The organism is Nannocystis punicea (genome assembly GCF_026965555.1).
GTDB lineage: Bacteria > Myxococcota_A > Polyangia > Nannocystales > Nannocystaceae > Nannocystis > Nannocystis punicea.
Map to the genome: position 1 here is coordinate 2,701,646 of NZ_CP114040.1, position 23,923 is coordinate 2,725,568.

Below are 23,923 nucleotides of genomic sequence, written 5' to 3' on the forward strand. Positions count from 1 at the left end.
ACCCGCACCGGCGCGCCAGAGACCCCCGGACCGCCGATCTGCACCACGCGCTGTTCGCTGCCCTGCGCGCCGAGTCGCCGGCGCAGGCCCTGCCGCACGCGCTGCGGGCCCGCGAGCTCTACGCGGCTCTCGCCGCGCCGCCGCAGGCGAAGCTGGCGGGGATCGACGCGTGGCTGCGGTCGCGCAAGAGGGATCGAAGGCACCATTCGTGAGGACGGCGCGGGGACGATGATTCATCCGACTGCGATGATCGGTTCGACCCCGGAGGTCGAGACGCGAGGAAGATGGGGGCTCGGTCGGGGCGGGTCGGCGATTCGCCGGAGGTGGACGTGGGGGGGTCCGTGCATGGGCCGGGGCGGATCGGTGATTCGCGGGAGGGCGAGGTCGGCGGACGCATGCATTGGCCGCGGCTCGGTGATTTTCGGGAGGGCGCGGTCGGCGGGCGCATGCATCGGCCGCGGGTCGGTGATTCGCGGGAGGCCGAGGTCGGCGGGCGCATGCATCGGCCGCGGCTCGGCGATTTGCGGGAGGACGCGGTCGGCGCGCTCGTGCATTGGCGGCCGCGGGTCGGTGATTTGCGGGAGGGCGCGGTCGGCGGGCGCATGCATCGGCCGCGGCTCGGTGATTCGCGGGAGGCCGAGGTCGGCGGGCGCATGCATCGGCCGCGGCTCGGCGATTCGCGGGAGCGCGAGGTCGGCGCGCTCGTGCATCGGCGGCCGCGGGTCGGCGATTCGCGGGAGGTGGAGGACGGCGCGCTCGTGCATTGGCGGCCGCGGGTCGACGAACGATCAGGGGATTGTGTGTGTGTGTCCGCGGCCCGCACCGTTGCGAATCATCGCAGTGCGCCTCGGGAACGATCGCAGCGATCTTCGAGCGCGTCGAGGAGACGGCGTGAGCGGCACGCTCGAGGGGCTCATCTCGCGGGAGCCTCGCGGTCGGTGGCGCGCTGCGGGCGCGAATCGCCGGCGGCGAGCGGTCGGCGCCGGCGGGGCGGGCGCAGCCGACGGTGGCTCCGGTCGCGCCGTCTCGCGCGGGCCCTGCCGCGGTCGTGGACCGACGCGGCGAGGCCGGCGGCCCCGCGAGCTTGCGCGAGCGCTCGGGTTCGCGCACTCGTTCGCCATGGACCGAGCGGCCCGCGAGCTCGCGTCGGCAACCTGTCGATCCATCCGGCGCACCGTGGCGGCGCGCTCGACCCCCGCGGTCGCGCCGGCACGCGGCCGCCGCGATGGCGCCGGAGGCCGGGCATGACCGTGGCGCCCCTACGGGCGCTGCTGCTGCGAGCGTTGACGCCCGACGAGCTGCGGCGCCAGCTCGCGGCGGTCGCCGCCGACGACGAGGCCCTGCGCGCCCGGCTCCCCGCGGAGGAGGTCGGCCTCGAGCCGCTGCTCGACGCGGCCCTCGCGGCGCTCCACGGGCTGCTCCTCGAGCGCTTCCTCGTCGCGCTGGCGGCCACGCGGCCCGAGCTGGCCGACGAGCTGCGCGAGGTCGCGGCCCAGCTCGGGGTCCGCGAGCCGGAGGCGTTCGCGGTGGCGAGCCTGCTGTCGGCCCACCGCGACGCCGCGGCGGCGCGCAAGCTGGCGGAGCTGCGGCGCGCCGCCCCGGGGACCCCCGGCGACCGCCACGAGCTCAGCCTGGCGGTCGCCGACCTCCACCGCTGGCAGCGCGAGGCGGGCGAGCGCGGCGAGACCAGCGGCCCCCGGCGCGCGGTGATCACCCGCCGTCTGGCCAGCCTGGCCGTGGCGATGAGCGCGCAGGCGTCGAGCCCCAGCCTCGTCGACGAGCCGGTCGTGGTCCACCCGGACGCGCTGCGGATGCGCGAGGAGATCGAGGCCCACGTGCGCCGGGCCGACGGCAAGCGCGCGGCGCTGCGCCTGCTCGACCTCGCCGAGCGGTTCGGCGACCCGCAGGTCCGCCGGCGCGCGCTCGAGCTGTCGGCCCGCGCCGGGACATGGCGATCGAGACATGTCCTCGGGGCCAGGCTCGAGGCGAGCGAGCGGCGCGAGTGGGTCGCCCTGCTCGAGGAGATCCTCGACCTCACCGACGACCTCGTCCGCGCCGCCGCGCCGGGCCCCCCCGAGGAGCTCGGCGAGCACTGGTTGACGGCCTCGCTCGACGCCGCGGCCCGCGAGCTGCTGCACGCCGGGGCCGCGCCGGAGTACGGCCCGCTGGTCCGCTGCGAGGGCCTGGCGCTGCGCTACCGCAAGGCCGGCCCGCTGGTGCTGCAGGACGTGTCCCTGACGGTGTTCCCGCGCACCATCGTGGCGGTGGTCGGCCCCAACGGCGCCGGCAAGACGACCTTTTTGCGGGTCCTCGCCGGCGAGCTGCGCGTCGACGACGGCATGATCTCGTACCCCCAGCTCGACCCGGGCCTGCCGCGCGGCGCCGACATCGACTGGCCGGTGGTGCGCTCGCGGATCGCCCACGTGCCGCAGCGGGTGCCGCGGTTCCGCGGCCGCCTCGACGAGTACCTCCACGCGTGGGCCGGCGCGTGCGGGCTGCGCGGCCGCGAGAACGTCGACAGCGTCGACTTCTGGCTCGAGCGCCTGGGCCTGGCCCAGCGCCGCTCGTCGCGCTGGCGCGAGCTGTCGCGCAGCCTGCAGACCCGCGTCGCCCTGGCCCGCGCGCTGGTCGGCCGGCCGCGCCTCCTGCTCGTCGACGAGCCGCTGGTCGCCCTCGACCCGCGCGCGCAGCAGTGGTTCCTGCAGGACCTGCGCGACATCGTCACCAGCTCGTCGCTGCGCCTGGCGGCGGTGGTCAGCTCGCAGCACATCCCGGAGCTCGAGGCGATCGCCGACGACGTGGTCGGCCTGCGCGAGGGCGGCGGGGTGTGGTTCCACGGCGGGGTCCTCGACCTCGAGCAGGCCCGCCGCGGGGCGCTGTTCGAGATCGGCGGCCACCTCGAGGACGCGACGCGCGACCGCCTGACCGCCGAGTTCGGCCCGGGCTGCCTGCGCGAGCGCGAGAGCGTGACGCTCCTGCGCGTCGGCGGCCAGGTTTCGCGCCGCGAGGTGCTGGAGCTGCTGTGCGCGCTCGGCGAGCCGCCGATGTACTTCCGCGACATCAGCGGGTCGCACCTGCGCATGTTCTGGGGGGACAGGCCGTGAGGGCGGCGGTCCATCGCCTGGTCGACGCCTGGGCCGCGGTGCGCCGACGACTGCAGCGCTACGACCGGTTCGTGCTGGTGCGCCGGCCGGAGCTGCGCCAGACCCGGGCGCACTGGATCGCGCCGGCGAGCGCGCTGCTCAGCCTGGTCGGGGCGGCGATCGTGTGCTTGCCGGGCGCCGGCGCCGATGACCCGCTGCGCACCGTCGAGTCGTTCGTGTCGCCGCTGCTGTTCGGCGCGGTGCTGTTCCTGGTGCTGTGGATCCGCGACCAGACCCGCGCGCTGGTGTCGTTCGCCCCGCTGCCGCGGGCCCGGATCGCCAGGCTCGCGCTGCTGCGCCTCGCCTGCGTGGCGGCCATCCTGCTCCCGCCGCTGGTCGTCGACGCCTGCATGCGGGCCCGCGCGGCCCGCATCGCCGCCCACGAGGACAACGTCGGCGTGGCCCTGGCGATCGTCGAGGCGGCCGACCGCTGCCTCGCCGTGGCGCCGACCACCGAGACCGGCGAGGCGACGCCGATCGCCGGGCTGCGCGAGCACGCGGCGCGGCTGGTCGAGTCGGCGCGGGCCCACGGCGGCGCCGACGGACCGCGAACGCCCCGGCCGGCCGCCACCCGCAGCGCCTACTGGATCGAGAAGCACTGCCAGGACCCGGCGGTCGCGAGCCCGAGCGAGGACATCGAGCGGCTCGAGCGGCTCCACCTCTACGCGGTCGCGCGCGTGTTCCCCCGCCCGCCGCTGCGCGCGCTGCTGTACCTGCTGGCCTGCGGGGCGGTGGTGGTGCCGTTCCTGGCGATCTGGGAGGACCGGCGCGGGCGCGCCGTCGGCCCGGCGGTCGCGCTCGGCCTGTTCTTCGTCGTCCACGCGTCGATGGCGATCGGCTGGATGCCCGGCAGCGGGTCGACGCGCGGCCTGTGGGTCGGCAGCCTGGTCGCGGTCTCGGTCGTCGCGGTGGTCGCCGCGCCGCTGGCCGCGTGGCGGCGCGCGCGGTGCGAATGGTGCCTGCTCGCGTTCGCGACCGCGGTGATCGTGGTGCCGCTGCTGCCGGTGGCGCTGGCGTGGCTGGCCGCGGCCGAGGCGAGCGCCCCCGGCGAGGTCGGCCCCGCGTGCGCCAGCCTGCCGCGCTTCGTCCCGGCCGAGCTCACGGCCCTGGGCCCGCACGAGCTGGCAGCCTACGCGGCAGGGCTGGTGTTCTGTTGCGTGTACATCGTGGCGATGGGCCCGACGATGCACCGGCTGTGGGCGGCGCCGCGGTGATCCTGCCCGAGCGGCTCGTGAAGTCGGCTCATGGCGTCCCGATGGCGCCGATCCGTCGCCGACGCGACGCCGGAGCCGATGTTTCGCCTGGTTCTTCGGACATGTCTGATGATTGGAAAACCTCGGCCGGATCCTGACGGGACCTCGGCGAGATGCCGACCGCGCCGACTGCCCGCCCGGGGCTCGCCGGCTGCTCGGGGGGCGCGCGCGACCGCGTCCTCGGGTACCTTCGCTGCCACCATGGATCTCGCCGGCGCGTTCGTCGAACTGTTCCCGATCACGTACAAGCAATTCTCCGTCGAACTCGTCCCGGACAAGGACACCGGGGACGGCGGCCTCCGCCGCACGGACGACGGGGAGCTGTGCGCGACCCTGAGGCTGAGCGTGTCGGAGGGCGACGAAGAGGTCGCCTCGAGCCAGGGAGAGGTCACCTTCGTCTACGAACCACACGGCGACGATCCGCGGATCGTCGCCTATTTCGCCGGCTGGGCCGCCGCGCTGCGCCGCGTCCTCGAGTGCCACGCCGATCCCGATGCGCTGCCCGAGGCTCTGCGCGACCGGCTCTCTTTCGTCGGGGTGGACGAGCTGGTGTTCCCCGGCGTCCTCTGGCTGGGCTGGCCGCAGACCGTCGACGACTTCACCGAGGCCCTGCTGTCCAACAAGCGACGGCTCGGGCGACTGCTCCCGTCCGGCACCGATCTCGGGCTCGCGTTCGCCGGGCTGTTCCCGATCAGGTCCGAGCGCCTGACGATCGAGTTCGTGCCGGAGACCGTCGACGAGGACACCGGAGAGGTCCGGGGCGGCTTCCAGGAGATGACCGACGGGCGACTGGTAGCGACGCTGCGGATCGTCCTGTGGGACCTCCACGAGGGCGAACGGACGATCCGCCAGACCACCGAGCAGGAGCTCGTCGTCGTCGACAGCGAGTACAGCTACGACCCGCGCGTCCCGGCCTACTTCGCCGGCTGGGCGGCCGCCGTGCGCTTCGTGTTCGGGCGCCTCGACGAGCTCGCCGCCGCCGACGAGCTGCCCGACCTCGACGAGCGGCTCCAGGAGCTCGTGCCTTCGGACCTGGTGTTCTCCGAGGTCCTCGAGCTGCGCCGGCCGCAGACCGCCGACGAGTTCACCGACGTCCTGCTGTCCGGCAAGAAGCGCCTCGGGGGGGTGCTGCCGTAGCGCGTCTCGCCGGGAGTTTCTCTGCCGAGGCCGACGACCTTCGCGTCTTGTACGTCTCTGAGAGTATGTCCTGAAGGACATGATCCATCGAGTGGTCGGCGGCCTCCCGCAGGCTGGCGCAGTGGATCGTGTCCCCTCATGCCAGCTGCATGACGCCAGCTCGGAGGGACACCGGCGGGGCATCGCGTCGCGCGGAGAGTTCGTGTGGAAGATGCTGGTCCGTGGCGCCGGAATATCCGCCGATCCAGGGAAGAAGTAGCGCGCCTCGCCGGCATGCCGGCCAGGAGCGCGTCGTGCTACGCTGGAATCAGCCGGCGTGAAGCTCTCTTTCGCAGCCCGCTCGTCAGGAGCGCCTCGGCTCGGGGCCGCCTGGGCCCTGGGGTGCTCGTTGTGGCTCGCGGGCTCCGGCTGCGCCACGGGCGGGCGAGGCCCTGTGTTGCAGATCTCGCTCGCGGGCGCGCCGGCGCTGCACGGCCCGGTCGAGGCGCTCTCGCCGGGGAGGCTGTGGGTCGGGCGGATCTGGGGGACGCTCGCCTGCTTCACCACCGCGGCCGGGCGCACGGGTTGCTGGGGTAGCGAGCTGCCGACGCCGATGGCCGCTCTGGCGCCGCTGCCCGCGGGCGCGCGCACTGCCTGCCTCGCCGCGGTGCCGTGGGCCCCGAACTGCGCGGTCGTCGACGCGAGCGCGGCGCGCGGGACGGAGGTCCGCGCGCTCGCCGACGATCCGACGTCGGATCTGTGTGCCTTGCTCGTCGGCGGCGGGGTGCGTTGCTGGGGCAGCGACGGCCGATCCTCGCGCGTACGAGGGATCCGCGAGGCCGTCGAGGTCGCGTCGGACGGCAGCGACGGCTGCGCGCGCCTGGGCGACGGCGCGGTGAAGTGCTGGCATCGCTGGGCGGCGGCCCGGCCGCGCGCGGATGTCGCGGCGGCAGCCGACCTCGATGTCGGCCGCGGGCTCGCCTGCGCGGCCCTGCGTTCGGGCGGCGTGTCGTGCTGGGACAGCGAGGGCGCAGCGTGGCCGGTCGCGGACCTGCAGGGGGCCGTCGCCGTCGCAGTCGGCCAGTCGCTGGGCTGCGCCCGCCTGTTCGACGGCGGAGTCGCTTGCTGGGATCCTTCGGCGAGGTCGGCCGCCCGGCGAGTCGCGGGCGCGGCCGGCATCGTCGAGCTCAAGATGGCCGACGAGTATGCGTGCGGGCGCGACCGCGACGACGGCGTGTGGTGTTGGGGAGACAATCATCGCTTCGGGCTCGGCGATCCGGAGTCCTCGCCGTTCCTGACCCGGCCGCTGCGTGTGCCAGGCATCCCTCCGGCAGTCGATGTGCAGCTCGGTCGGGACGACGCATGCGCACGCACCGAGGCCGGCGAGCTGTGGTGCTGGGGCGCGTCGCTGTCCGGGGTCGAGGCGGAGCGGCCTGTGCCGGTCCGCCTCGGCGAGGGGGTGCAGCACGTGGTGCTCGCCGCCGACGGGCTTTACGCCGAGCTCGCTGACGGGCTCCACCACCTCGACGCTCGCGGGTCGAACGGGTTCGTGCGGGAGCCGGGGCTGACCGAGACGTCGGCGCTCGTGGTCAGCGAGGGGTGGGGCTGTGCGATCCAGCGAGGCACGCTGCGATGCTTTTACCGCACGCTGCCCTTCGACGCGACGGCGCCGGCGTGGCTCACGAAGGTTCGCCGGATATCGCTGCCGGCCGTCGTTTCTCTCGGCGGTTACGGACCTCGTGGCTGCGTGGCGCTCGCGGACGGACGCGCGATGTGCTGGGGCGACCGCTTCGACGGGCAGGATGACGCTGTGGCCAGAGATGCGTTGGTGACGGTCGCCGGTCTGCCGCCGGTCGATGCCGTCGCGGTCGGCGGCGGGTTCGCGTGCGCGCGGACTCCCACGGGCGAGCTGTGGTGCTGGGGCGATGCGAGCGAGGGCCGTCGCGGCGGCGCAGCGGAGGCGACGTCGAGCGCGCCGCGGCGAATCGAGGCGCTGCCGCCGGTGGTGCAGGTCGCCGCCGGAGCGGCTCACGCGTGCGCCCGGACCGAAGCCGGCGAGCTGTGGTGCTGGGGTCGCAACAATCGCGGTCAGCTCGGCCGCGGGACCCGCTCGGCCTGGTCTGCCGAGCCCGCGCCGGTGCAGAACCTCGCGCAGGTCACCGCAGTGGCGCTCTCGCACGAGACGAGCTGCGCGGTGGTGGCCGACGGCGGCGTGCACTGCTGGGGCGACAACCACAAGCGGCACGCGAGCCCGCGCGGCCTGCTGCGCTCGGAGGAGGCGGTGCCGGTCGATCCGTCGCGGGTGACATGGATCGACGCGCGCTGATTCGTGCCGGAGACCGTCGACGACAAGGCGCAGCGAGAACGCTCCTGCCGTGGCAGCTCGCCGAGTTCTCGACTGTCTTGGCGAGACGGTTGTCGACCGAGGCTCGCCGGTGTCTCGACGGTTCCCATGCCTTTTGATGATGACCTTGAGGACAGGTTATGGTGTGAAGTCGATGGCAAGGACGGCGCGTCTCGCCGGGCGTAGCGACGACAAGAAGCGCCTGCGACCGCTGCCGCGGCGTAGCTCGGTGGACTTCGACCGACGCATGTCCTTGCGGACATGCCCTCAGGGCCAGGATCCGAGCGCCGCGGGCGCCGCAAGACGAATCGCCAGAGCGGGGGAGGGGTCCGTCGACATAGCCAGTGAGATTATATCGTTGCTGCGAGCTGGCGGCGCCGCCAGTGGGACTATTCCATTGCTGCACAGCAGTTAAACTATTCCGTTGCTGCGAGCTGACGATGTGTTCAGGGCGTGCCGCGTGCCGACTTATGGCAGCCTCGCATCCGATGCAGGTCCCTGCCCCCGAATTGCATCCGGACGTCGAGCGCTTCGCGGTCTGGCTGGCCGGCTCCGCGGACGGCGGCGCGCGCCTCGTGGAGCAGGCCAGGCCGAGCGGCGATGTCCCGAGCCAGCTTCGGGCCTTGCTCCGCACGCTGCCCCGCGACGCCACGCGGACCGACCTCGACGCGGTGCTGCGCGTCGACCCGACGACCGTCATGGACCTGCAACATCCGTTGATCCGCGGCGAGCCGCGGCGCCTGTACGTCCTGCAGCGGCAGCTGCAACGCACCTGTCTCGCCGCGACCCTCGGGCGTTTGGCCAGGGACCGGCGCGCGGCGTTCATCCTGGTCGACCTCCTGGGTTACTCGAAGGAGGCCGCGGCCGCGATCCTGCAGAGGACGGCGAGCGCCGTCGATGTGCTGGTGTGCCGCGCTCGCCGCGAGCTCGACAATTACCTGGGGCCTCGCTGCGAGCACGTCGACCCCGAGAACCCCTGCCACTGCGTCAATCGCCTGCCGAGCGCCGTCGACCGCGGGTTCGTGGCCTGGCCGGCGCGGAACGACCTCCCCGACGACGGCCCGCTCCAGGCCCGTCGGTACAGCGACGCATCCGCCCTCTACGCGTCATTGACGCCCCCGGGCTGATCGGAGTCGTCGTGTCGGAACCCCGCTCGCGGCTCGATGAGCCCCTCTACGGACGTTACAAGGTGATCCGCGAGCTCGGCTGCGGCGGCATGGGGATCGTCCACCTCGCCCACGATCTCCGCATGCGACGCGAGGTCGCGATCAAGCGGATCCACCGCACCGACGGGGGCGGCCTCGAACGCTTCCGGCGCGAATTCAAGGCGCTGTCGGCGATCCGGCACCGCGGCGTGCCCACGATCTACGAGTGCGGCGACACCACGAAGGGAGAGGCGTTCTTCACGATGGAGATCGTGGAAGGCACGACCCTCGTCGACGTCATGCGAGGCGGCGCCCTCGCGCCCGTGCGCGCGCTGACCCTGACGATCGAGCTCGGCCGGATCTTGATGGCGGTCCACGAGGCCGGGATCATTCATCGCGACGTGAAGCCGAGCAACATCATCATCGAGCCCGGCGATCGCGTGCGCCTGCTCGACTTCGGGGTCTGCGCGCTGACCGACGACTACTACAAGCTCCGGCCCGTGACCGTCGTCGGGCAACGCTTCCAGAGCGGCGACTTCGAGTTCGTCGGCGACCCCGCCTATTCCGACCCGCAGCACTTCAACGAGGGCCTCACGTCGCCACAAAACGACGTGTTCTCGGTCTGCGTCATCCTGTACGAGCTGGTAACGGGGCGCCATCTGTACAGCCACGACATCATGGGCCACCGGGAGATCATGGCCGAAGAGTTCGCGCCCGAGCTCGCACCACTGGCGGTCGAGCTGCAACGCGGCGTGGCCGACACTGCCGACAATCGCCACCTGACGATGGTCGACCTGGTCCGCGAGCTCGAGATCGTGAGGTCGAAGCTAGCGACTCCTCGGGTGCCTCCTCCCCCGACCAGCCGCGCCCGCCGGCTCGCCCTGGGCGCGGCGCTCGTCGTGGCGTTCACCCTCGGCCGCTTCAGCGGTGAGCTGCTCGCGGCGCCGACGCATGCGCCGAGCCCTGCCGAGGTCGGAGCGTCCACCACGCCACCTTCGTTGATTCCTCCCGAGGTTGGCGCTGTCTCGCCGACGTCGTCGTCGGCAGCGAGTGGTGCGTCGCTGCCCGCGGAGGAAGAGGCGCCCGCCGAACGCCCCAGGGTGAAGAGCCGGACACGAATCCGCCGCACGGGCGCCGAGAGCTGGGACGATCGCATGGCCAGGGCCGAGGCGCACGCGCGGCGCTGCTTGAAGGGCAGGGGCGTGGCGCTTCAACCGCTCAAGGTGGCGCTCGAGCCGGACACGCCCGCCCGGGTCCGCGGGTTCACGTCGACGGCGCCGGAGACCGAGTGCGTGCGGGCGGCCCTGCAGCGCTTCGAGCTCCACGTCGCCGACGGACAGCGCATGCACACTTTCTTCGCCGATCGGAGGCCACGATGATCCTGCGCCTGTTGCTCACGCTCTCTCTGGCCGCTCCAGCGACGGAGGAGGCGGCGGAAGCGGCGTACAGCGCCGGCGATCTCGAGGCCGCGCTGAAGATGTACCTCGAGCTCGCCGAGGCCCCGGGCGCTCATCCGCCGCGCGCGCTCGACGGGGCCCACACCAGCCTCCGCGCCATGCACCGCGAGGATCCGCAGGGCGGTCACCTGTGCCGCGCCCGCGACATGGCGCGCGAGCTGGTGAGGCGCGACGCCTTCGCCAGCGAGCAGGAGCGGGGCGCGTGGATCGAGATGCAGGCCGAGGACGAGCGCGACCTGGCGGGCGTGTCGTGCCCGGACGCCGGGGTCGGTGCGACGGAGCGCAAGGCGAGCCCGGAGACCGAGCAGGCCGTGCTCGAGGAGTCCGGCGAGCGGGTGCGCAGCGAGCCGGCGGCGCGCGCCGAGGGGCCGGCGCCACTATCTGTCCCGAAAGACAGCTCGCCCTGGCGTCCGCGGAGCCGGATCGCGGCGGCCTCCGCCCTCGGCGCCGTCGGCCTGGGCCTGCTCGGCTGGATGGCCGGCGCCCTCGCGGGCCGCGCCCGCGCGAACGAGGTGATCGCGACGATCACTGCGGATGCCATGGCCGATGGTCGCGAGTTCACGCTCGGCGAACGAGCTGCCGTCCACGATGCGAACGATCGTCACCGCCGGCTCGACGGGATCGCGAAGACCGTCGGCATCGCCGGAGGTGTAATCCTGCTTACAAGTCTGGCTGTGCTCCTTGTTCCGCCGCGCGGGGCCTCACGGGCGCGAGTTCGCGCCAGCGGCGCTGGCCTCGTATATTCCTTCTGACATGGCTCGCCGATTCTCCAGCGTCGTCCTGCTCGCGCTCGCGTCCTGCGCGGATGCCCCGGCCTTCGCCGCGTTCGCGGCGTACGACGCTCAGATGTCCGCAGGGACAGGTAGCGACGGCAGCGGAGCGACGGCGACGACCGGCGCCGAGGACCCGAGCGCCGCATCGACGGGGAGCGGCGAGGCCGACGCGACGGGCACGGGCGAGGCGAGCGGAGGAGAGGCGAGCGGTGGCGCGGTGGACTCGACGAGCGTCGGTGATGCCGAGCTGCTGCCGCCGCAGATCCTCGCGGTCGACGTGCCGGCCGCGGTTCACCTGGCCGGGCCGGTCGCGGTGCAGGTGACCGTCGAGCACGCGACCGAAGTGCGGGGCACGCTCGACGGGGTCGAGCTGGAGCTGTTCGAAGACCAGGGCGGCGGCGTGTGGCTCGGCACCGCGCCGATCTTCGGCGCGGTCGACGACGGCGACCACGTGGTCGAGGTGACGGCGACCCACGGGCCCCTGGTCGCCACGTGGCCGCCGGTGTCGTTCACGGTGTCGACGCCGGCGCCGGGCGGGCAGGCGTGGGCGTTGCTCGCTCCGCCCGCCTCGACCACGAAGCGGGCGGCCGTCACGCCCGAGGGCGATCTGATCGAGGTCGGTGCGATGGGGGTCGAGGGCGTGATGATGCCGGCGATCCGCAAGCGCTCCGCGGCGAACGGGAGCGAGGTTTGGGCCGAGGGGACGATCGTGCTCGACGTGCGCGAGGGCTCGGCGGACGCGATCGCGGTGCGGGCCGACGGGTGGATGTGGGTGGCGATGAACGTCGCCAACCCGAATAAAAAATGGCAGCCGCGGATCGTCCTGCTCGACGCCGACGGTCACGCGACCGGCGTCGAGGCGCCGACCGAGCCGGGGCCGACGGTGCGAGGCATCGCCGTGACGGACGACGGCGGCTTCTTCGCGGTGGGCTTCGGCGGATCTGGCTTCGGGGACATGGACGTCGTGCACTGGCGGATGACCGGCGAGGACGTGGCCACGGCGAGCGCGAAGACGTGGGACTACCTGCCGCCCGATGACATGGCCGAACCACACACCTTCGACGATCTCGCCTTCGACGTCGTCGTCGTCGACGACGTCGCGTGGTTGGTCGGCGCCAGCACGGGGAAGCACGAGGCCGACTTCGTGTTCACACGCGGCGTCGTCGTGCGCATGGACGTCGAGACCGGCGCGGCGCTCGGGGCGGCGGTCTTCGCCGAGCCGGTGAAGGAGTGGCGCAATAGCATGTTCCTCGCGGCCGGGCGGCACCCCGACGGCGTCGTCGTCACCGGCAACGAGAGCACCAACGACGGCACCACGCAGCGGATCACCGTCCAGGCGTACGATGCCGCCGGCGCGCGCACCTACTACCTCGGCGAGTGGCCGGCGTCCGTCGCGTACGGGACCGGCATCGCGTGGAGCCTTCACGGTGGTGCCCTTGCCGCTGGCGTCGTGGATGACGGCGACGGGCTTCGCGGGGTCCTGTACGGCCGCGGGGGGCCGGGCCTCAACTTCGATCACTTGTTCCCCGGGACGGAGCCCTCGGCCGCGAACGGGCTCGCGCTCGACGCATACGAACAGGTGTATCTGGTCGGCGAACGAACGCTCGGCGGCGTGCGACAGGCCCGGGCCTCGCGTATCCACCGGTGAGCGCCGCTCACTGCGGGATGAAGCTGTTACACGCCTCGTGGACGAGACTCGCGGCGGCGCCGTTGAAGAACGTCGCATATTCGGCCGCGCAGATGTCGCCGTCGGCGTGGTAAGGGAACTGCTCGATCACGCTGCCCAAGAACTGGCCTTCAGGCGGGCTGTCATAGACGCAATCAGGCACCGGCTCGCCCTCAAGCGGTTGCGGGATGATGGCGAGGGCGACGATCGCGTCCTCGTCGCCGCCCTTGGCCGCGACCACGGCGTCGCGGACCTTCTTCGCGCTGAGTGTCGATTCGACGTCCTCGTTGTCCATGATGAACACGAACACGAGGAGCGCGTCGGGTCGCAGAAAGCCGGCGTTGCAACCCTCGGGCCCGTTGAGCTCGGGCGAGAGCGCCGCGACTAGCGAGTCGGCAAGCGGCGGATCCTCGCCGAAGGTGCCCACCTGCGCGATGCACTGGAACGCTTCGGCGGGGTCCGGCTCGCCATCGATGATGTAGCGATTGCCGCCGTAGAGGTTGCAGGGCTTGTTGTACGCGTTCGCGCCGGCGTTGAAGATGAGGCCTGCGCCCAGGGTCTTGTCGCAGGTCCAGACCTGGTCGACGTACTTCCCGCACTCGTAGTCGACCGCGTACGGGCCGCAGTTGCCCTTGTTCAAGCACCAGTCGGGCGACTCGCAGTAGTCGCCGCGCCATGAGCCGTCGGTGTTGATCGAGATGACGTGCGCGTCGAAGTCGGCGAAGTCCTCGGCGATCGTCTCGATGAAGCCGGGCAGGCTGGCGACCAACTGGTCCTGTTCGGTCGCCATCGTGTGCAGCGCCGAGATGGCGAACACGAAGTCGATCTTGCCCTTGCAGCCCGCGGGCGTCGGGTCGCCGAGGTCGGGCGGCGGGGCCATGTCGAACGTCGACGCCACGCCTGAGCTGCTCGCGGCGGCGCTGTCCTCGGCACTGCCGGAGGTCGAGGTCGAGGTCGAGGCCGACGTCGTCGTGCTGTCCGAGCTGCTCGACGTGTGCGCGACGGAGGTGACGCCCGTCGACGAGAACGCCGGCGAGTTGTCGGTGCCGCAGCCGAGCGCGAGGGCGGCGGCGAGGGCGAGACGACGCATGGCCCTCCGAGCGTAGCGCCGCGAGCGAGCGATGTCACGCCGAGGCTACCGCGGGTCGTCGGGCCGCAGCTGTTTCGGGCTGTTCGGTGGCGAGAGCGCGGTGGCGGCAGTCCCGGCGGCGAGCGTCCCGGTCCGTGGCAATAGACGCCACGCAGCGCCGATGAACAGCGCAAGAGCCAGCACGCTCACCGCGGCAGCGAGGGCGCCCCAAATTGGGCCGAGAGCGACGGCCGTCGCCAGGCCCCCGAACGCGGCAAAGCGTCCAGTAGAGTCGAGCCGACGAGGGCGGGAGCAGGCCGGTCGGGCTCACCTGGACGAGCTCTTCGCCGAGCTCGGCTCCTCCTCATCTCCGCGTCGCCCTCGTCGTCGCCGAACGCGACGGCAGGCAGCGGCGGACTGCTGCCGTGGCGCGGTTCGCCGGGCGCCTCGACGACCGACCTGTCGATCCGTATGTCCTCTCGGACATGCCCTCGGGGGCAGATGCGAACGCCTTCAGCCGACGCGCAGCCGGACCCGCTGGACCGAGTGGTCGGCGGCCTTTTCCAAGATGAGGTCGGCGCGCTCGCGCGTGGGGGCGATGTTCTGCCGCAGGTTGACGCCGTTGATCGTGTCCCACACCGTGTGCGCCAGCTGCATCGCGCTGGCCTCGGGCATGTTGGCGTACTTGTGGAAGTACGAGTGCGGGTCGCGGAAGGCGGTCTCGCGCAGGCGGCGGAACCGCTGGAAGAACCACTCGCGGATCGCCGACTCCTCGGCGTCGATGTAGATCGAGAAGTCGAAGTAGTCGGAGATGTACACGCCCTTGCGGCCGAGCGCGTGGGCGCCCCGCTGCAGCACGTTGAGGCCCTCGAGGATCAGGATGTCGGGCCGGCGCACGTGCTGCCGCTCGTCCGGGCGGATGTCGTAGAACAGGTGCGAATAGACCGGGGCCGCCACGTCCTCGGCGCCCTCGCGCACGTCGGCGACGAAGCGCATCAGCGCGCGCAGGTCGTAGCTCTCGGGGAAGCCCTTCCGCTGGAGGATCCCCCGCGCCTCGAGGGTGGCGTTGGGAAACAGAAAGCCGTCGGTGGTGACGAGGTCGACCCGCGGGTGCTCGGGCCAGCGCGACAGGATGGTCTGCAGCACGCGCCCCGCGGTGCTCTTGCCGACGGCGACGCTGCCCGCCAGGCCGAGGATGAACGGCGAGGCGTGGTCCGGGCCGGTGCGGCCGAGGAAGGTCTGGGTGACCCGCCGGAGCTCGCGCAGCGCGGCGAAGCGGAGGTTCAACAGGCGCGTGACCGGCAGCCAGATCTCCTGCACCTCGTCCAGCGACAGCCGCTCGTTGATGCCCCGCAGCGCGTCGAGGTCGGCCTCGCCGAGCGTGAGCGGGGTCTGTTCGCGCAGCCGCGCCCACGCGTCGCGGTCGAAGGTGGCGAAGGGAGCCCTCGAGGTCACTCGCCGCAGTCTCGCACACGCGCGCGCGCGGCACTCGCGCCTTCGCGCGTCGTGCAGGCGTGGAGAGCTGGATCCCGGGCCCGTCGGTGAAGTTCGTCGAGGCGGAGCCATCGGCTCCGTGCGGAAAGTCCGCCATTGCCGGGCGCCCCCGCAGCAAAAGAACACTTTATGGCCTCTCGCCCATTCTCGCGCGGCATCGGGCGCATCCGGGGGTGCTGCGCTGCGCCCGGATTCACACGACGAGGCGCCTGCACCCGGTGGGCCGCTCCACCAGAGCGGTTCTGATACGCTCGCTCCGCAATGGGGGAGCCCCCATTCGTCCGACCTGAACGCCGCGGAATCGTTGCACCCATGGGAAAACCCAAGCTCTCCTTCCGCGGCTGCAGGGCGGACGACGAGGACGCGATCTTGCCGCACGGTGGCGAGTACATGTGGCTCGCCGCCGAGCTCGCGGACTCTCTCGACCGGACGGATCTGGCGACGGAGATCCGCGACATCCTCCGCGATCCGGCCACCCGCGACGAGAACGGCGAAGCGACGTTCCCGCTCGAGCGGGTCGCCGCGCTCCACGGGCTGATGACCACGGTCGCCGCGCTGCTCCGCGCTGCCCCCGAGACGTGGGCGGAGCCCCTCGGCGATTACCCGCTGAGCCGCGTGGAGGTCGTCGCCGAGTATCTGAAGAGCGCGCTCGAGCGCGGTGTCGAGGTCGACCATGGCCGCTATACGTAGTCGACCTCGGGGCGTCGCGGCCTGGCGCGTCGTTCGGGCGAGCGGCGCGATGACGGTCTCGAATTGTTCACATTGAGCGGTCAGGGGCCGGCACCGACGGGCATCGACTGATGCAGCGCGCGCGAAATTCGGCGGCGCGTCGACGGCGTGTTGATGGCGGCCGGGACGAGCGCCATGGTGGTGTACGGGCCTCATCAGGTCGACGCCGTCGTGCCCGATGGCCGGGCGACGACGCCGGCAACGAAGGTGAGCTCATGCATTCGAGAGAGCGCGAGCGGTCGATCTTCCTGGCAGTCCTCGCCATGGCGTGCGGGCCGGACATCCCCGCGGAGAGCAGCGCCGTTCACCTGCGTCCGCGGGGCTGTGTGCGTCGTCGATCATGGTAGCTGTCCCGGTCCGGTGGGCAGCCAATGCGAGCAGTTCGAGACGGTATGGTACGACGAGCCGCCGCCGTCGCTCGAGGGCGATCGTGCGGGCGTCCGCGGGCACGGGGGAGGCGATGTCGCCGCCGGGCAGGGAGGTCCTGACGCCGCGCCGTGTGCCTGGTACGATGCCGTGAGATGGCCGTCAGCTTCCCGCGCCAGTACAACGCCGCAGTCGACCTCGTCGAGCGCAATCTGGCCCGCGGGCTCGGCGGCAAGATCGCCTACGTCGACGCGTTCGGGCCGGTGACCTACGCGGCGCTGGCCGAGCGGGTCGATCGGGCGGGCGACCTGCTGCGCGGGCTGGGGGTGCAGATCGAGCAACGGGTGATGCTGGCGCTGCTCGACACCGTCGACTTCGTGGCGGTTTTCCTCGGGGCGATGAAGATCGGGGCGGTGCCGGTGCCGGTCAACACGCTGCTGCCGGCGGCCGACTACGAGCACCTGCTGCGCGACAGCCGGGCGCGGGTGCTGGTGGTCAGCGATTCGCTGCTGCCGAAGCTCCGCGAGGCGCGGGCGCGCAGCCCGTGGCTGGCCGCGACGGTGGTGGCCGACAGCCCGGACGGCGGGCCCGACGACGGCCTGCCGCGGCTGCGCGACCTGCTGGAGCGGGCGGCGCCGGCGGTCGCTGCGGCCGACACTGGCCCCGACGACGTCGCGTTCTGGTTGTACTCGTCGGGCTCGACCGGGAAGCCGAAGGCGGCGATCCACCTGCACGCGCACCTGCGGCGCACCGCCGAGCTGTACGCCGGCGAGGTGCTCGGCCTGCGCGAGGACGACGTGGTGCTGTCGGCGGCCAAGCTGTTCTTCGCCTATGGCCTCGGCAACGCGCTGACGTTCCCGCTGACGTTCGGAGCCACGGCGGTGCTGCTGGCCGAGCGGCCGACGCCGGCGGCGGTGTTCGCGGCGCTGCAGCGGCGGGCGTGCACGGTCTTCGGCGGGGTGCCGACGCTGTTCGCGTCGATGCTGGCCGACCCGGCCCACGCGGAGGTGCGGCTGCCGGCCCTGCGCGTCAGCACCTCGGCCGGCGAGGCGCTGCCGCGCCACGTCGGCGAGCGCTGGCGGGACCGCTTCGGCAGCGACATCCTCGACGGGATCGGCTCGACCGAGATGCTGCACATCTTCCTGTCCAATCGGCCAGGTGACGTCCGCTACGGCACCACCGGCCTGCCGGTCCCCGGCTACGAGCTGCGCCTGGTCGACGACGCCGGGGCGCCGCTCGAGGGCGCCGACGAGGGCGCGCTGTGGGTGAACGGGCCGACCGCCGCGGCCGGCTACTTCAACGACCGCGAGCGCAGCCTGCAGACCTTCCACGGCCCGTGGACCCGCACCGGCGACCGCTACGCGCGCGACGCCGAGGGCTATTACACCTACCGCGGCCGCGCCGACGACATGCTCAAGGTCGGCGGGATCTGGGTCTCGCCGTTCGAGGTCGAGTCGGCGCTCGCCGCCCACCCGGCCGTGCTCGAGGCCGCAGTCATCGGCCACGCCGACGCCGACGAGCTCGTCAAGCCCAAGGCGTTCGTGGTCGCCCGCGACCCCGCCGCGGCCGGCCAGGAGCTCGCAGCCGAGCTGCAGCGGTTCGTCAAGGACCGCCTGGCCCCGTACAAATACCCGCGCTGGATCGAGTTCGTCGCCGAGCTGCCGAAGACCGCGACCGGCAAGATCCAGCGGTTCCGCCTGCGCGGCGGGTGAGGCATATGTCTTAAAAGACATGTCTATCGGAGCATGCCCTCGGAGACATGTCGCTCAGGCCATCAATGGACCTGAGCCGCCCGGGTCAGCGGAAGTACACCGGGTTGGTCAGCGCGAGCGGCTTGCGCCGGCGGTGCAGCTCGGCGCGCACGAACTCACCCGGACGCACGCGCAGCCGCAGGCGCACCGTCGCGTCGGCGGAGGCGACGGTCCGCGCGAACAGCTCGCCGGCCGGGCCGAGCAGGCGGACGCGGGCCCCGGCGCCGGCCAGCACGCGCAGCTGCAGATCGATCTCGGTGCGGCCCGCGAGCTCGACGGCGTCTCCCGGCCGGGCGCCGTCGACGGCGAGGACGACCCGCGGCGCGTCGCGGTCGTCGACCAGCAGGACGCGGCCGGCCCGCATGCCGGCGAGGACGTCGGCCGCGCCGCAGGTGGCCGCGGTCACGCGATTGAGCGGCCGCCGATGGTCGCGCAGCCAGGCGCCGGGGTGAAGGTCGGTGCCGGCGACGGCGATCAATCGCTCGCCGCGGATCAATCGATCGTGCCACCAGCGCACCGCCTGGCGGTTGCGAATCACCACACTGTCGAGGCCCCACACCTCGACGCCGTCGGCCCCGAAGGTGTCGTCCGGCCAGGTGCGGAACGGGACCCGCGGGTGAGCGATGATCACGAGGCCGCCGCGCCGGTGGGTCTCGGCGACCATGCGGCGAAAATCGTCGGCGACCACGCGCGACCGCCACGGCGGCGGCAGGATCGCGTCGGCCGGGGAGTCGAGGTGGATGCCGATCTGCAGGGCGTGGCCGCGGCGGGTGGTCCACTCCATGCCGGGGATCACCGTCAGCGGGGCGGTCGCGACCGCGGGGTCGAAGGCGGCGTGCGGGCTGTTGTGATCGGTGACGACGATCGCGCCGACGCCGTCGCCGGCGAACGCCGCGATCGCGGATCGTAGGCCCGCCGGATCGTAGGCCTGCCGCTCGTTGGCGGCCGTGGGCGCGTGGCTGTAGCGATCGGAGACGAGGGTGTGCACGTGGTTGGCCACGAGGCAGTCGCGCGGCGGAGCGGGAGCTTCGGTCGTGGCGGCCAGCTCGCGCACGCGATCGTGGGCCTTCGGGTAGCGGCCCGCGCACGCGCAGAGCAGCAGCACGGAGGCGAGGACGGGCGCGCGCGGCACGGGGGCAAGCTATCACGTGAGGACGGGCCGACGCGCCGAGGTGGAGGCATCGGCGGTGCAGAGCGATACGGCGGCGCGCACGCCGGTGCGCGCGCGAGTCCGCGGCGGGTGCGCGGACACGAGGCAGGGTCATGTCGGCGCCTGCCCCGAATGGACGATGGAGCGGACGAGCCGTGTGACCGGACGACGCCGACTGTCGTGAATGGGCGCCGCCATGAACGGCCGGTGCATGCCGTGTCGATTGCAGGTCGCGCCGTCGACCTCGTTTGAGTACGCGGCCAAGAGGCGGCGTCGCGGGCTCGTGCAAATGAGGGCAGGATGAATGGATCGAGCCGTGCCACGAACGGCGAGTGCATGTTGCAGTCGTTCTCGGTTGCGGCGACGGCGTGTCGGCTTCCCGGGCCCGGTCCGGCGCTCACTGCGGGGGGCAGGGAGGATCGTCCGCGGCCCGGCTCAAGGCCAGGCCGACGCCGTCGGCCCGGTAGTAGGCGCGATGCGCGGGCTGATAGAGCGCCACGACCCGCAGCTCGACGAGGCCGGCCTCTGGCCGCACGAACCGGCGCAGGTCGAGTCCGCGGAGTTCGCGATCGACGCACTCCAGCGCTCGATCGTCGGCGGCGCCGTCGACGGCGATCCACTCGGGCGCTCCCGAAGCGTGCAATCGATAGAGCAGCGCCACCCCGCTGCGAATGCAGCGATCGCGGCGCAGGCTGGCGTTCAGGCACGATTCGAGGGCCTCGGTGCGCTGCTCGACCCGGGCGAGGACGGGCGCTGATTCGCGCCCCCCGCCGTCGAGGCGGACGCGCACGCGAAAGCTCGCGGGGACGCGCTCCGTGGTGCACGGGCGCGGTGGGGGGCACGGATCGACCGGCGCCGCCTCGACCAGCGGGCCGGCCAGGAGGGTCTCTGCGAGCGGCCGTGAGGGCGGGCGCTGCAGCGTGAGGGCGGGCTCCGGGGCGGGCGCGGTCGCCTCGACCGGCGTCGGCAGCGGCGTCGCCAGCAGGGTCTCGACGGCGCGCGATGTCGGTTGCGCGGCTCGTTCCCCCGGCCGACACGCGAAGGCGACGGCGAGGGCCAGCAGGCTGCGCGAGAGGGCTGCTCGAGCTCGACGGTCCGCGGTCGAGCGCATGCGCCCGGCCTCGGGCGCTCGCCGCTGTGTCGCGCCACGGACAGGCATTGCGAGCGTCAATCGACGGTGAGCGTCGTGGCGTCGAAGTGCGGGCCCACGATCGCTTCGTCCTGCTTGTCGCAGACGCGGCCGCGCGCGGTCACCTGTTTGCCGGCGAGCTCGCGGTGGACGTCGCGCGCTCCGTAGGTCAGGATCCACCGCTCACCGTCGGCGGTGACCAGGCGCGCGCCGTCGGCACCCTTGCCGAATGGTTCGACGACGAGCTCGCCCTTCAATTCGACGACATCCCCGCGCGGCAGGCATTGCGAGCTCTCGTCATAGCCGCCGGACACGTCGCGGCTCCCCGGCGCGTTCGCCCGAGTGTCGATGGGCGCGACCGGTGCGGGCGCGGCCGGGGCGGGCGCGGTCGGTGCGGACGGCGGGTTCGCCGAACAGGCGGCCGCAAGGCAGGCGATCAGGGCCGGGGTCGCGGAGCGCATGCGGTCACCATACCCGCAATCGGGACGCCTGGCGCGGGTGGCGAAGTCGCCCGTCCGACACGCGTCGTCGCTGCGCTTCCGCGTGGGACGGGCGACCGGCGAACGAACGCGAAGTCTCGTGCGAGAGGCCGACGCGCCGCAGAGACGGGCGCGCAGGCGGGGCGGTCCGGCCGCCCTGGCCAGCGCGGAAGCAGGGCGAGCGGCGCGGGCGGAGCCGCGGGCGGGTGGCGCGGGGCTTTGACTTGCCCTCCCTGCGCAGGGGCCCAGAGTCGCGGCGCAGGTCCGAGCCAGGAGTTCGCAGTGAGCCTCGACATTCTCAAGGAGCGCGGCACGCCGCTCGAGCGGCAGGAGTTCACGTGGAAAGAGATCGCCGGCGAGCCGTACAGCAAGCTCGATGACGACGCCTTCACGCGGGTGCGACAGATCTTGATGCACGGCGTCGAGCAGGAGGCGTGCCGGCTCAAGCACTTCGCCGCGCGGTTCAACCCCGACCTGCGCCTGCCGCTGGCCCGGGTCCGCCGCGTCGAGCACCTCCAGGCGACGATGGTCAACTGGCTGATGCCGGGCGACCAGTCGCCGCTCGAGACGACGATCGGCTACGAGCAGGTGGCGATCGAGGTCACCGCGCACGTCGCCGCGGTCGAGCCGGACCCCTACGTGGCGCAGGTGTATCGATTCGGCCTGCTCGAGGACTTCGATCACCTGTACCGCTACGCGGCGCTGATGGACCGGCTGTGCGGCAAGGACGCCAACAACATCCTGCAGAGCTACACCGACGTCATGCCCGGCCGGCCGACGTCGGTCGAGCACCGCGCCCCGGAGGACGACCTGCGGCGCCACTACGAGAAGGCCACGGCGGCGCCGCTGACGAAGATCCACGCGGCGCTGATCACCGGGTCGGAGTGGCAGACCCGCGATTACTACCTGACGGTCGGCCCGTCCTTCGCCGACCCGGTCGCGCGCCAGCTGTACGCCGAGATCGCCGCGATCGAGGAGCAGCACGTCACGCAGTACGAGGCGCTGAGCGACCCGCGCGAGACGTGGCTCGAGAAGTGGCTGGTGCAGGAGGCGACCGAGGTCTACGCGTATTGGAGCTGCTATTCGCAGGAGCAGAACCCGCGGATCAAGCGGATCTGGGAGCGCTTCCTCGACTACGAATTGGGGCACCTGCACCTCGTGGGAGAGCTGATGCAGGAGGTCGAGCGGCGCGACCCGGCGGAGCTGCTCCCGCGCGAGTTCCCCGATCCGCTGAGCTTCACCAGCCACCGCAAGTTCGTCCGCGAGACGCTGGCCGAGGAGGTCGGGCTGCGCGCGCGCGGCTTCGACATCGTGCCGCCGGACCTCGAGAGCCCGGCCTCGCTGGCCTACCGCGAGCGGCTCAACGCGGGCGGCTCGCCGTCCGAGCTCGTGGCCGCCGGCTACCGCTGGAAGCCGGGGACCGAGCTCACCGACCGCCGCGTCCGCGAGGCGGAGTTCGTCTCGCTGAACCAGGAAGCAGCCCAATGAACAAGAACGACCGCCCCACCGACATCGGCATCAACCGCACCGGGATCGCGCTGTCGCCCGTCGACGGTCCGCTCATGACCGAGGGCGCGACTGCGAGGCCACCGAGCTCAGCCGGATCGGCGCGCGACGCCGCGATCCTGCGCTTCCGCTACGCGGTCGAGTCCGGGGAGATCGGCCACATGCCGCCGCCGCTGAGCCTGCGCGGGGTGACGCAGGCGGCGGTGGAGCTGATCAAGGGCCACAAGGGCAACGTGCTGCTCGACAAGCTGGGCGAGCGGCTCGCGTTCGAGCGCACCGGCGTGCGCCTGTTCGACGGCCTCATCCTCAAGTTCGAGGCGTCGGGCTCGTGGGCGGGCGGGCCGACGCTGGAGGACCTGGTGTCGTTCCGCGCCGACGAGGCGCGCCACTTCGAGTGGATGGTGGAGGCGATGACGGCGCTGGGGGCCGACGCGACGGCGATGACGCCGTCGGCCGACCTCACGGCGGTCGAGAGCCTGGGCGTGCTGCAGGTCATCTCCGACCCGCGCACCGGCCTCGCGCAGGCGCTGCACGCCCAGCAGATCGCCGAGCTCGCCGACGTCGCCGGCTGGGAGTTGCTGGCGGCGCTCGCCGAGAGCCTCGGCCACGCCGAGCTGGCGGCGCAGTGCCGCCTGGGGCTGGCGCAGGAGCACCTGCACGCGGCCTCGGTCGCGCGCTGGCTCAGGGCGCACGTCGAGGCCGCGGCGCACGGCGAGCTCGCGCGCGCGAGCTGACGGCGGGGCTCACTCCTGCAGCTGGAACAGGTCGAAGACGGGCACCCCGACGTGGCCCATGTCGCCGATCGTGATCCTCGTCGCCCGCACGTAGCCCGACTCGAGGCCGTCGCAGAACCCGCCTTGCGGCAAGATCTCGTAGACGTTGTCGGCGACGTAGCCGTAGCCGAAGCCCATCGCGCTGCCGCGGGTGAACTTCTCGATCGTGCACACCAGGTTCTGCAGGGCCTGGTCCGAATACACGGCGAGCTCGGCGAAGGCGACGTACTCCGAGGTCAGCACGGCGCCCTCGGCGAGGCACGGCGCGTCGATCGGCGCGGTGGCCACGTCGAGCTCGAGGTCGAACGCGCCGTCCGGGTGCTGGTACACGAGCGCCGGCGAGTCCGGGAGACCGGTGAGCAGGTAGCGCTGCCCCTCCTCGGCGTGGAGCGCGACCTCGTCGAAGGGGCTCAGGAGGTCGTAATCCGCGGTGAAGGTGGCGATGCAGTAGCCCGCGAGCTCGTCGCCGACCTGACCGTTGTTGCCGGCGTCACTGCCACCGTCGTCGCCGCAGGCGGCGAGCGCGAGGGCACAGACGAGAGCCTTGATTGCACGCATGGGTCTCTCCTCGGATGGGCGC

Annotated in this window: 18 protein-coding genes; 12 read left to right on the top strand and 6 right to left on the bottom strand. The window is 72.6% G+C overall.

The window, feature by feature from the left end; translation table 11 throughout:
- Window positions 1-1,244: 1,244 nt before the first annotated feature.
- The 8 genes from O0S08_RS10265 to O0S08_RS10300 all read left to right on the top strand — a co-directional run bounded on the left by O0S08_RS10265 (window position 1,245) and on the right by O0S08_RS10300 (window position 12,879).
- Window positions 1,245-3,104, top strand: coding sequence for an ATP-binding cassette domain-containing protein (locus O0S08_RS10265; protein WP_269038891.1), 1,860 nt, complete (start codon window positions 1,245-1,247; stop codon window positions 3,102-3,104).
- Window positions 3,101-4,357: a hypothetical protein gene (locus O0S08_RS10270; RefSeq protein WP_269038892.1), complete on the top strand. Its 1,257-nt coding sequence runs from the start codon at window positions 3,101-3,103 to the stop codon at window positions 4,355-4,357. The genes O0S08_RS10265 and O0S08_RS10270 overlap by 4 nt, the downstream gene beginning before the upstream one ends.
- A 240-nt stretch (window positions 4,358-4,597) precedes the next feature.
- Window positions 4,598-5,533 (top strand): hypothetical protein, encoded by a 936-nt coding sequence (locus O0S08_RS10275; protein ID WP_269038894.1) that lies wholly within the window; start codon window positions 4,598-4,600, stop codon window positions 5,531-5,533.
- Window positions 5,534-5,969: 436 nt separating this feature from the next.
- Window positions 5,970-7,838 (top strand): RCC1 domain-containing protein, encoded by a 1,869-nt coding sequence (locus tag O0S08_RS10280; protein ID WP_269038895.1) that lies wholly within the window; start codon window positions 5,970-5,972, stop codon window positions 7,836-7,838.
- A gap of 488 nt (window positions 7,839-8,326) precedes the next feature.
- Window positions 8,327-8,983, top strand: coding sequence for an RNA polymerase sigma factor (locus tag O0S08_RS10285; protein ID WP_269038896.1), 657 nt, complete (start codon window positions 8,327-8,329; stop codon window positions 8,981-8,983).
- Between the two features lie 11 nt (window positions 8,984-8,994).
- On the top strand, window positions 8,995-10,380 hold the full coding sequence (locus tag O0S08_RS10290; protein WP_269038897.1) for a serine/threonine protein kinase: 1,386 nt from the start codon (window positions 8,995-8,997) through the stop codon (window positions 10,378-10,380).
- Window positions 10,377-11,210 carry a hypothetical protein gene (locus O0S08_RS10295; RefSeq protein ID WP_269038898.1) on the top strand — a complete coding sequence of 278 codons (834 nt, stop codon included), beginning with the start codon at window positions 10,377-10,379 and terminating at the stop codon, window positions 11,208-11,210. The genes O0S08_RS10290 and O0S08_RS10295 overlap by 4 nt, the downstream gene beginning before the upstream one ends.
- Before the next feature lies 1 nt (window position 11,211).
- Window positions 11,212-12,879: a hypothetical protein gene (locus tag O0S08_RS10300; RefSeq protein WP_269038899.1), complete on the top strand. Its 1,668-nt coding sequence runs from the start codon at window positions 11,212-11,214 to the stop codon at window positions 12,877-12,879.
- Window positions 12,880-12,886: 7 nt separating this feature from the next.
- Here O0S08_RS10300 and O0S08_RS10305 read toward each other — a convergent pair whose 3' ends face one another.
- On the bottom strand, window positions 12,887-13,987 hold the full coding sequence (locus O0S08_RS10305) for a hypothetical protein (protein WP_269038900.1): 1,101 nt from the start codon (window positions 13,985-13,987) through the stop codon (window positions 12,887-12,889).
- A 492-nt stretch (window positions 13,988-14,479) separates the two neighbouring features.
- Window positions 14,480-15,421, bottom strand: a complete 942-nt coding sequence (gene coaA / locus O0S08_RS10310; RefSeq protein WP_269038901.1) for a type I pantothenate kinase — start codon at window positions 15,419-15,421, stop codon at window positions 14,480-14,482.
- 351 nt (window positions 15,422-15,772) lie between these two features.
- Here coaA and O0S08_RS10315 point away from each other — a divergent pair, with 351 nt between their 5' ends.
- Both O0S08_RS10315 and O0S08_RS10320 read left to right on the top strand, forming a co-directional pair.
- Window positions 15,773-16,150, top strand: a complete 378-nt coding sequence (locus O0S08_RS10315; protein ID WP_269038902.1) for a hypothetical protein — start codon at window positions 15,773-15,775, stop codon at window positions 16,148-16,150.
- A gap of 560 nt (window positions 16,151-16,710) precedes the next feature.
- Window positions 16,711-18,267, top strand: coding sequence for a benzoate-CoA ligase family protein (locus O0S08_RS10320; protein WP_269038903.1), 1,557 nt, complete (start codon window positions 16,711-16,713; stop codon window positions 18,265-18,267).
- A gap of 85 nt (window positions 18,268-18,352) precedes the next feature.
- Here O0S08_RS10320 and O0S08_RS10325 read toward each other — a convergent pair whose 3' ends face one another.
- The 3 genes from O0S08_RS10325 to O0S08_RS10335 all read right to left on the bottom strand — a co-directional run bounded on the left by O0S08_RS10325 (window position 18,353) and on the right by O0S08_RS10335 (window position 21,046).
- On the bottom strand, window positions 18,353-19,438 hold the full coding sequence (locus tag O0S08_RS10325) for a CehA/McbA family metallohydrolase (protein WP_269038904.1): 1,086 nt from the start codon (window positions 19,436-19,438) through the stop codon (window positions 18,353-18,355).
- Between the two features lie 415 nt (window positions 19,439-19,853).
- Window positions 19,854-20,567, bottom strand: a complete 714-nt coding sequence (locus tag O0S08_RS10330) for a hypothetical protein (RefSeq protein WP_269038905.1) — start codon at window positions 20,565-20,567, stop codon at window positions 19,854-19,856.
- Between the two features lie 56 nt (window positions 20,568-20,623).
- On the bottom strand, window positions 20,624-21,046 hold the full coding sequence (locus tag O0S08_RS10335) for a hypothetical protein (protein ID WP_269038906.1): 423 nt from the start codon (window positions 21,044-21,046) through the stop codon (window positions 20,624-20,626).
- 300 nt (window positions 21,047-21,346) lie between these two features.
- Here O0S08_RS10335 and O0S08_RS10340 point away from each other — a divergent pair, with 300 nt between their 5' ends.
- Window positions 21,347-22,552 (top strand): hypothetical protein, encoded by a 1,206-nt coding sequence (locus tag O0S08_RS10340; protein ID WP_269038907.1) that lies wholly within the window; start codon window positions 21,347-21,349, stop codon window positions 22,550-22,552.
- On the top strand, window positions 22,549-23,304 hold the full coding sequence (locus tag O0S08_RS10345) for a ferritin-like domain-containing protein (protein ID WP_269038908.1): 756 nt from the start codon (window positions 22,549-22,551) through the stop codon (window positions 23,302-23,304). The genes O0S08_RS10340 and O0S08_RS10345 overlap by 4 nt, the downstream gene beginning before the upstream one ends.
- 9 nt (window positions 23,305-23,313) lie before the next feature.
- Here O0S08_RS10345 and O0S08_RS10350 read toward each other — a convergent pair whose 3' ends face one another.
- A complete protein-coding gene (locus O0S08_RS10350; protein ID WP_269038909.1) occupies window positions 23,314-23,901 on the bottom strand; it encodes a hypothetical protein in 588 nt (195 codons plus the stop codon).
- Window positions 23,902-23,923: the final 22 nt, after the last annotated feature.

Coding starts and splice junctions, on each gene's coding strand:
- O0S08_RS10285 (WP_269038896.1), top strand. CDS start 8,327: ATGGCAGCCTCGCATCCGATGCAGGTCCCTGCCCCCGAATTGCATCCG.
- O0S08_RS10345 (WP_269038908.1), top strand. CDS start 22,549: ATGAACAAGAACGACCGCCCCACCGACATCGGCATCAACCGCACCGGG.
- O0S08_RS10300 (WP_269038899.1), top strand. CDS start 11,212: ATGGCTCGCCGATTCTCCAGCGTCGTCCTGCTCGCGCTCGCGTCCTGC.
- O0S08_RS10350 (WP_269038909.1), bottom strand. CDS start 23,901: ATGCGTGCAATCAAGGCTCTCGTCTGTGCCCTCGCGCTCGCCGCCTGC.
- O0S08_RS10320 (WP_269038903.1), top strand. CDS start 16,711: ATGGCCGTCAGCTTCCCGCGCCAGTACAACGCCGCAGTCGACCTCGTC.
- O0S08_RS10295 (WP_269038898.1), top strand. CDS start 10,377: ATGATCCTGCGCCTGTTGCTCACGCTCTCTCTGGCCGCTCCAGCGACG.
- O0S08_RS10335 (WP_269038906.1), bottom strand. CDS start 21,046: ATGCGCTCCGCGACCCCGGCCCTGATCGCCTGCCTTGCGGCCGCCTGT.
- O0S08_RS10265 (WP_269038891.1), top strand. CDS start 1,245: ATGACCGTGGCGCCCCTACGGGCGCTGCTGCTGCGAGCGTTGACGCCC.
- O0S08_RS10275 (WP_269038894.1), top strand. CDS start 4,598: ATGGATCTCGCCGGCGCGTTCGTCGAACTGTTCCCGATCACGTACAAG.
- O0S08_RS10305 (WP_269038900.1), bottom strand. CDS start 13,987: ATGCGTCGTCTCGCCCTCGCCGCCGCCCTCGCGCTCGGCTGCGGCACC.
- O0S08_RS10315 (WP_269038902.1), top strand. CDS start 15,773: ATGGGAAAACCCAAGCTCTCCTTCCGCGGCTGCAGGGCGGACGACGAG.
- O0S08_RS10330 (WP_269038905.1), bottom strand. CDS start 20,567: ATGCGCTCGACCGCGGACCGTCGAGCTCGAGCAGCCCTCTCGCGCAGC.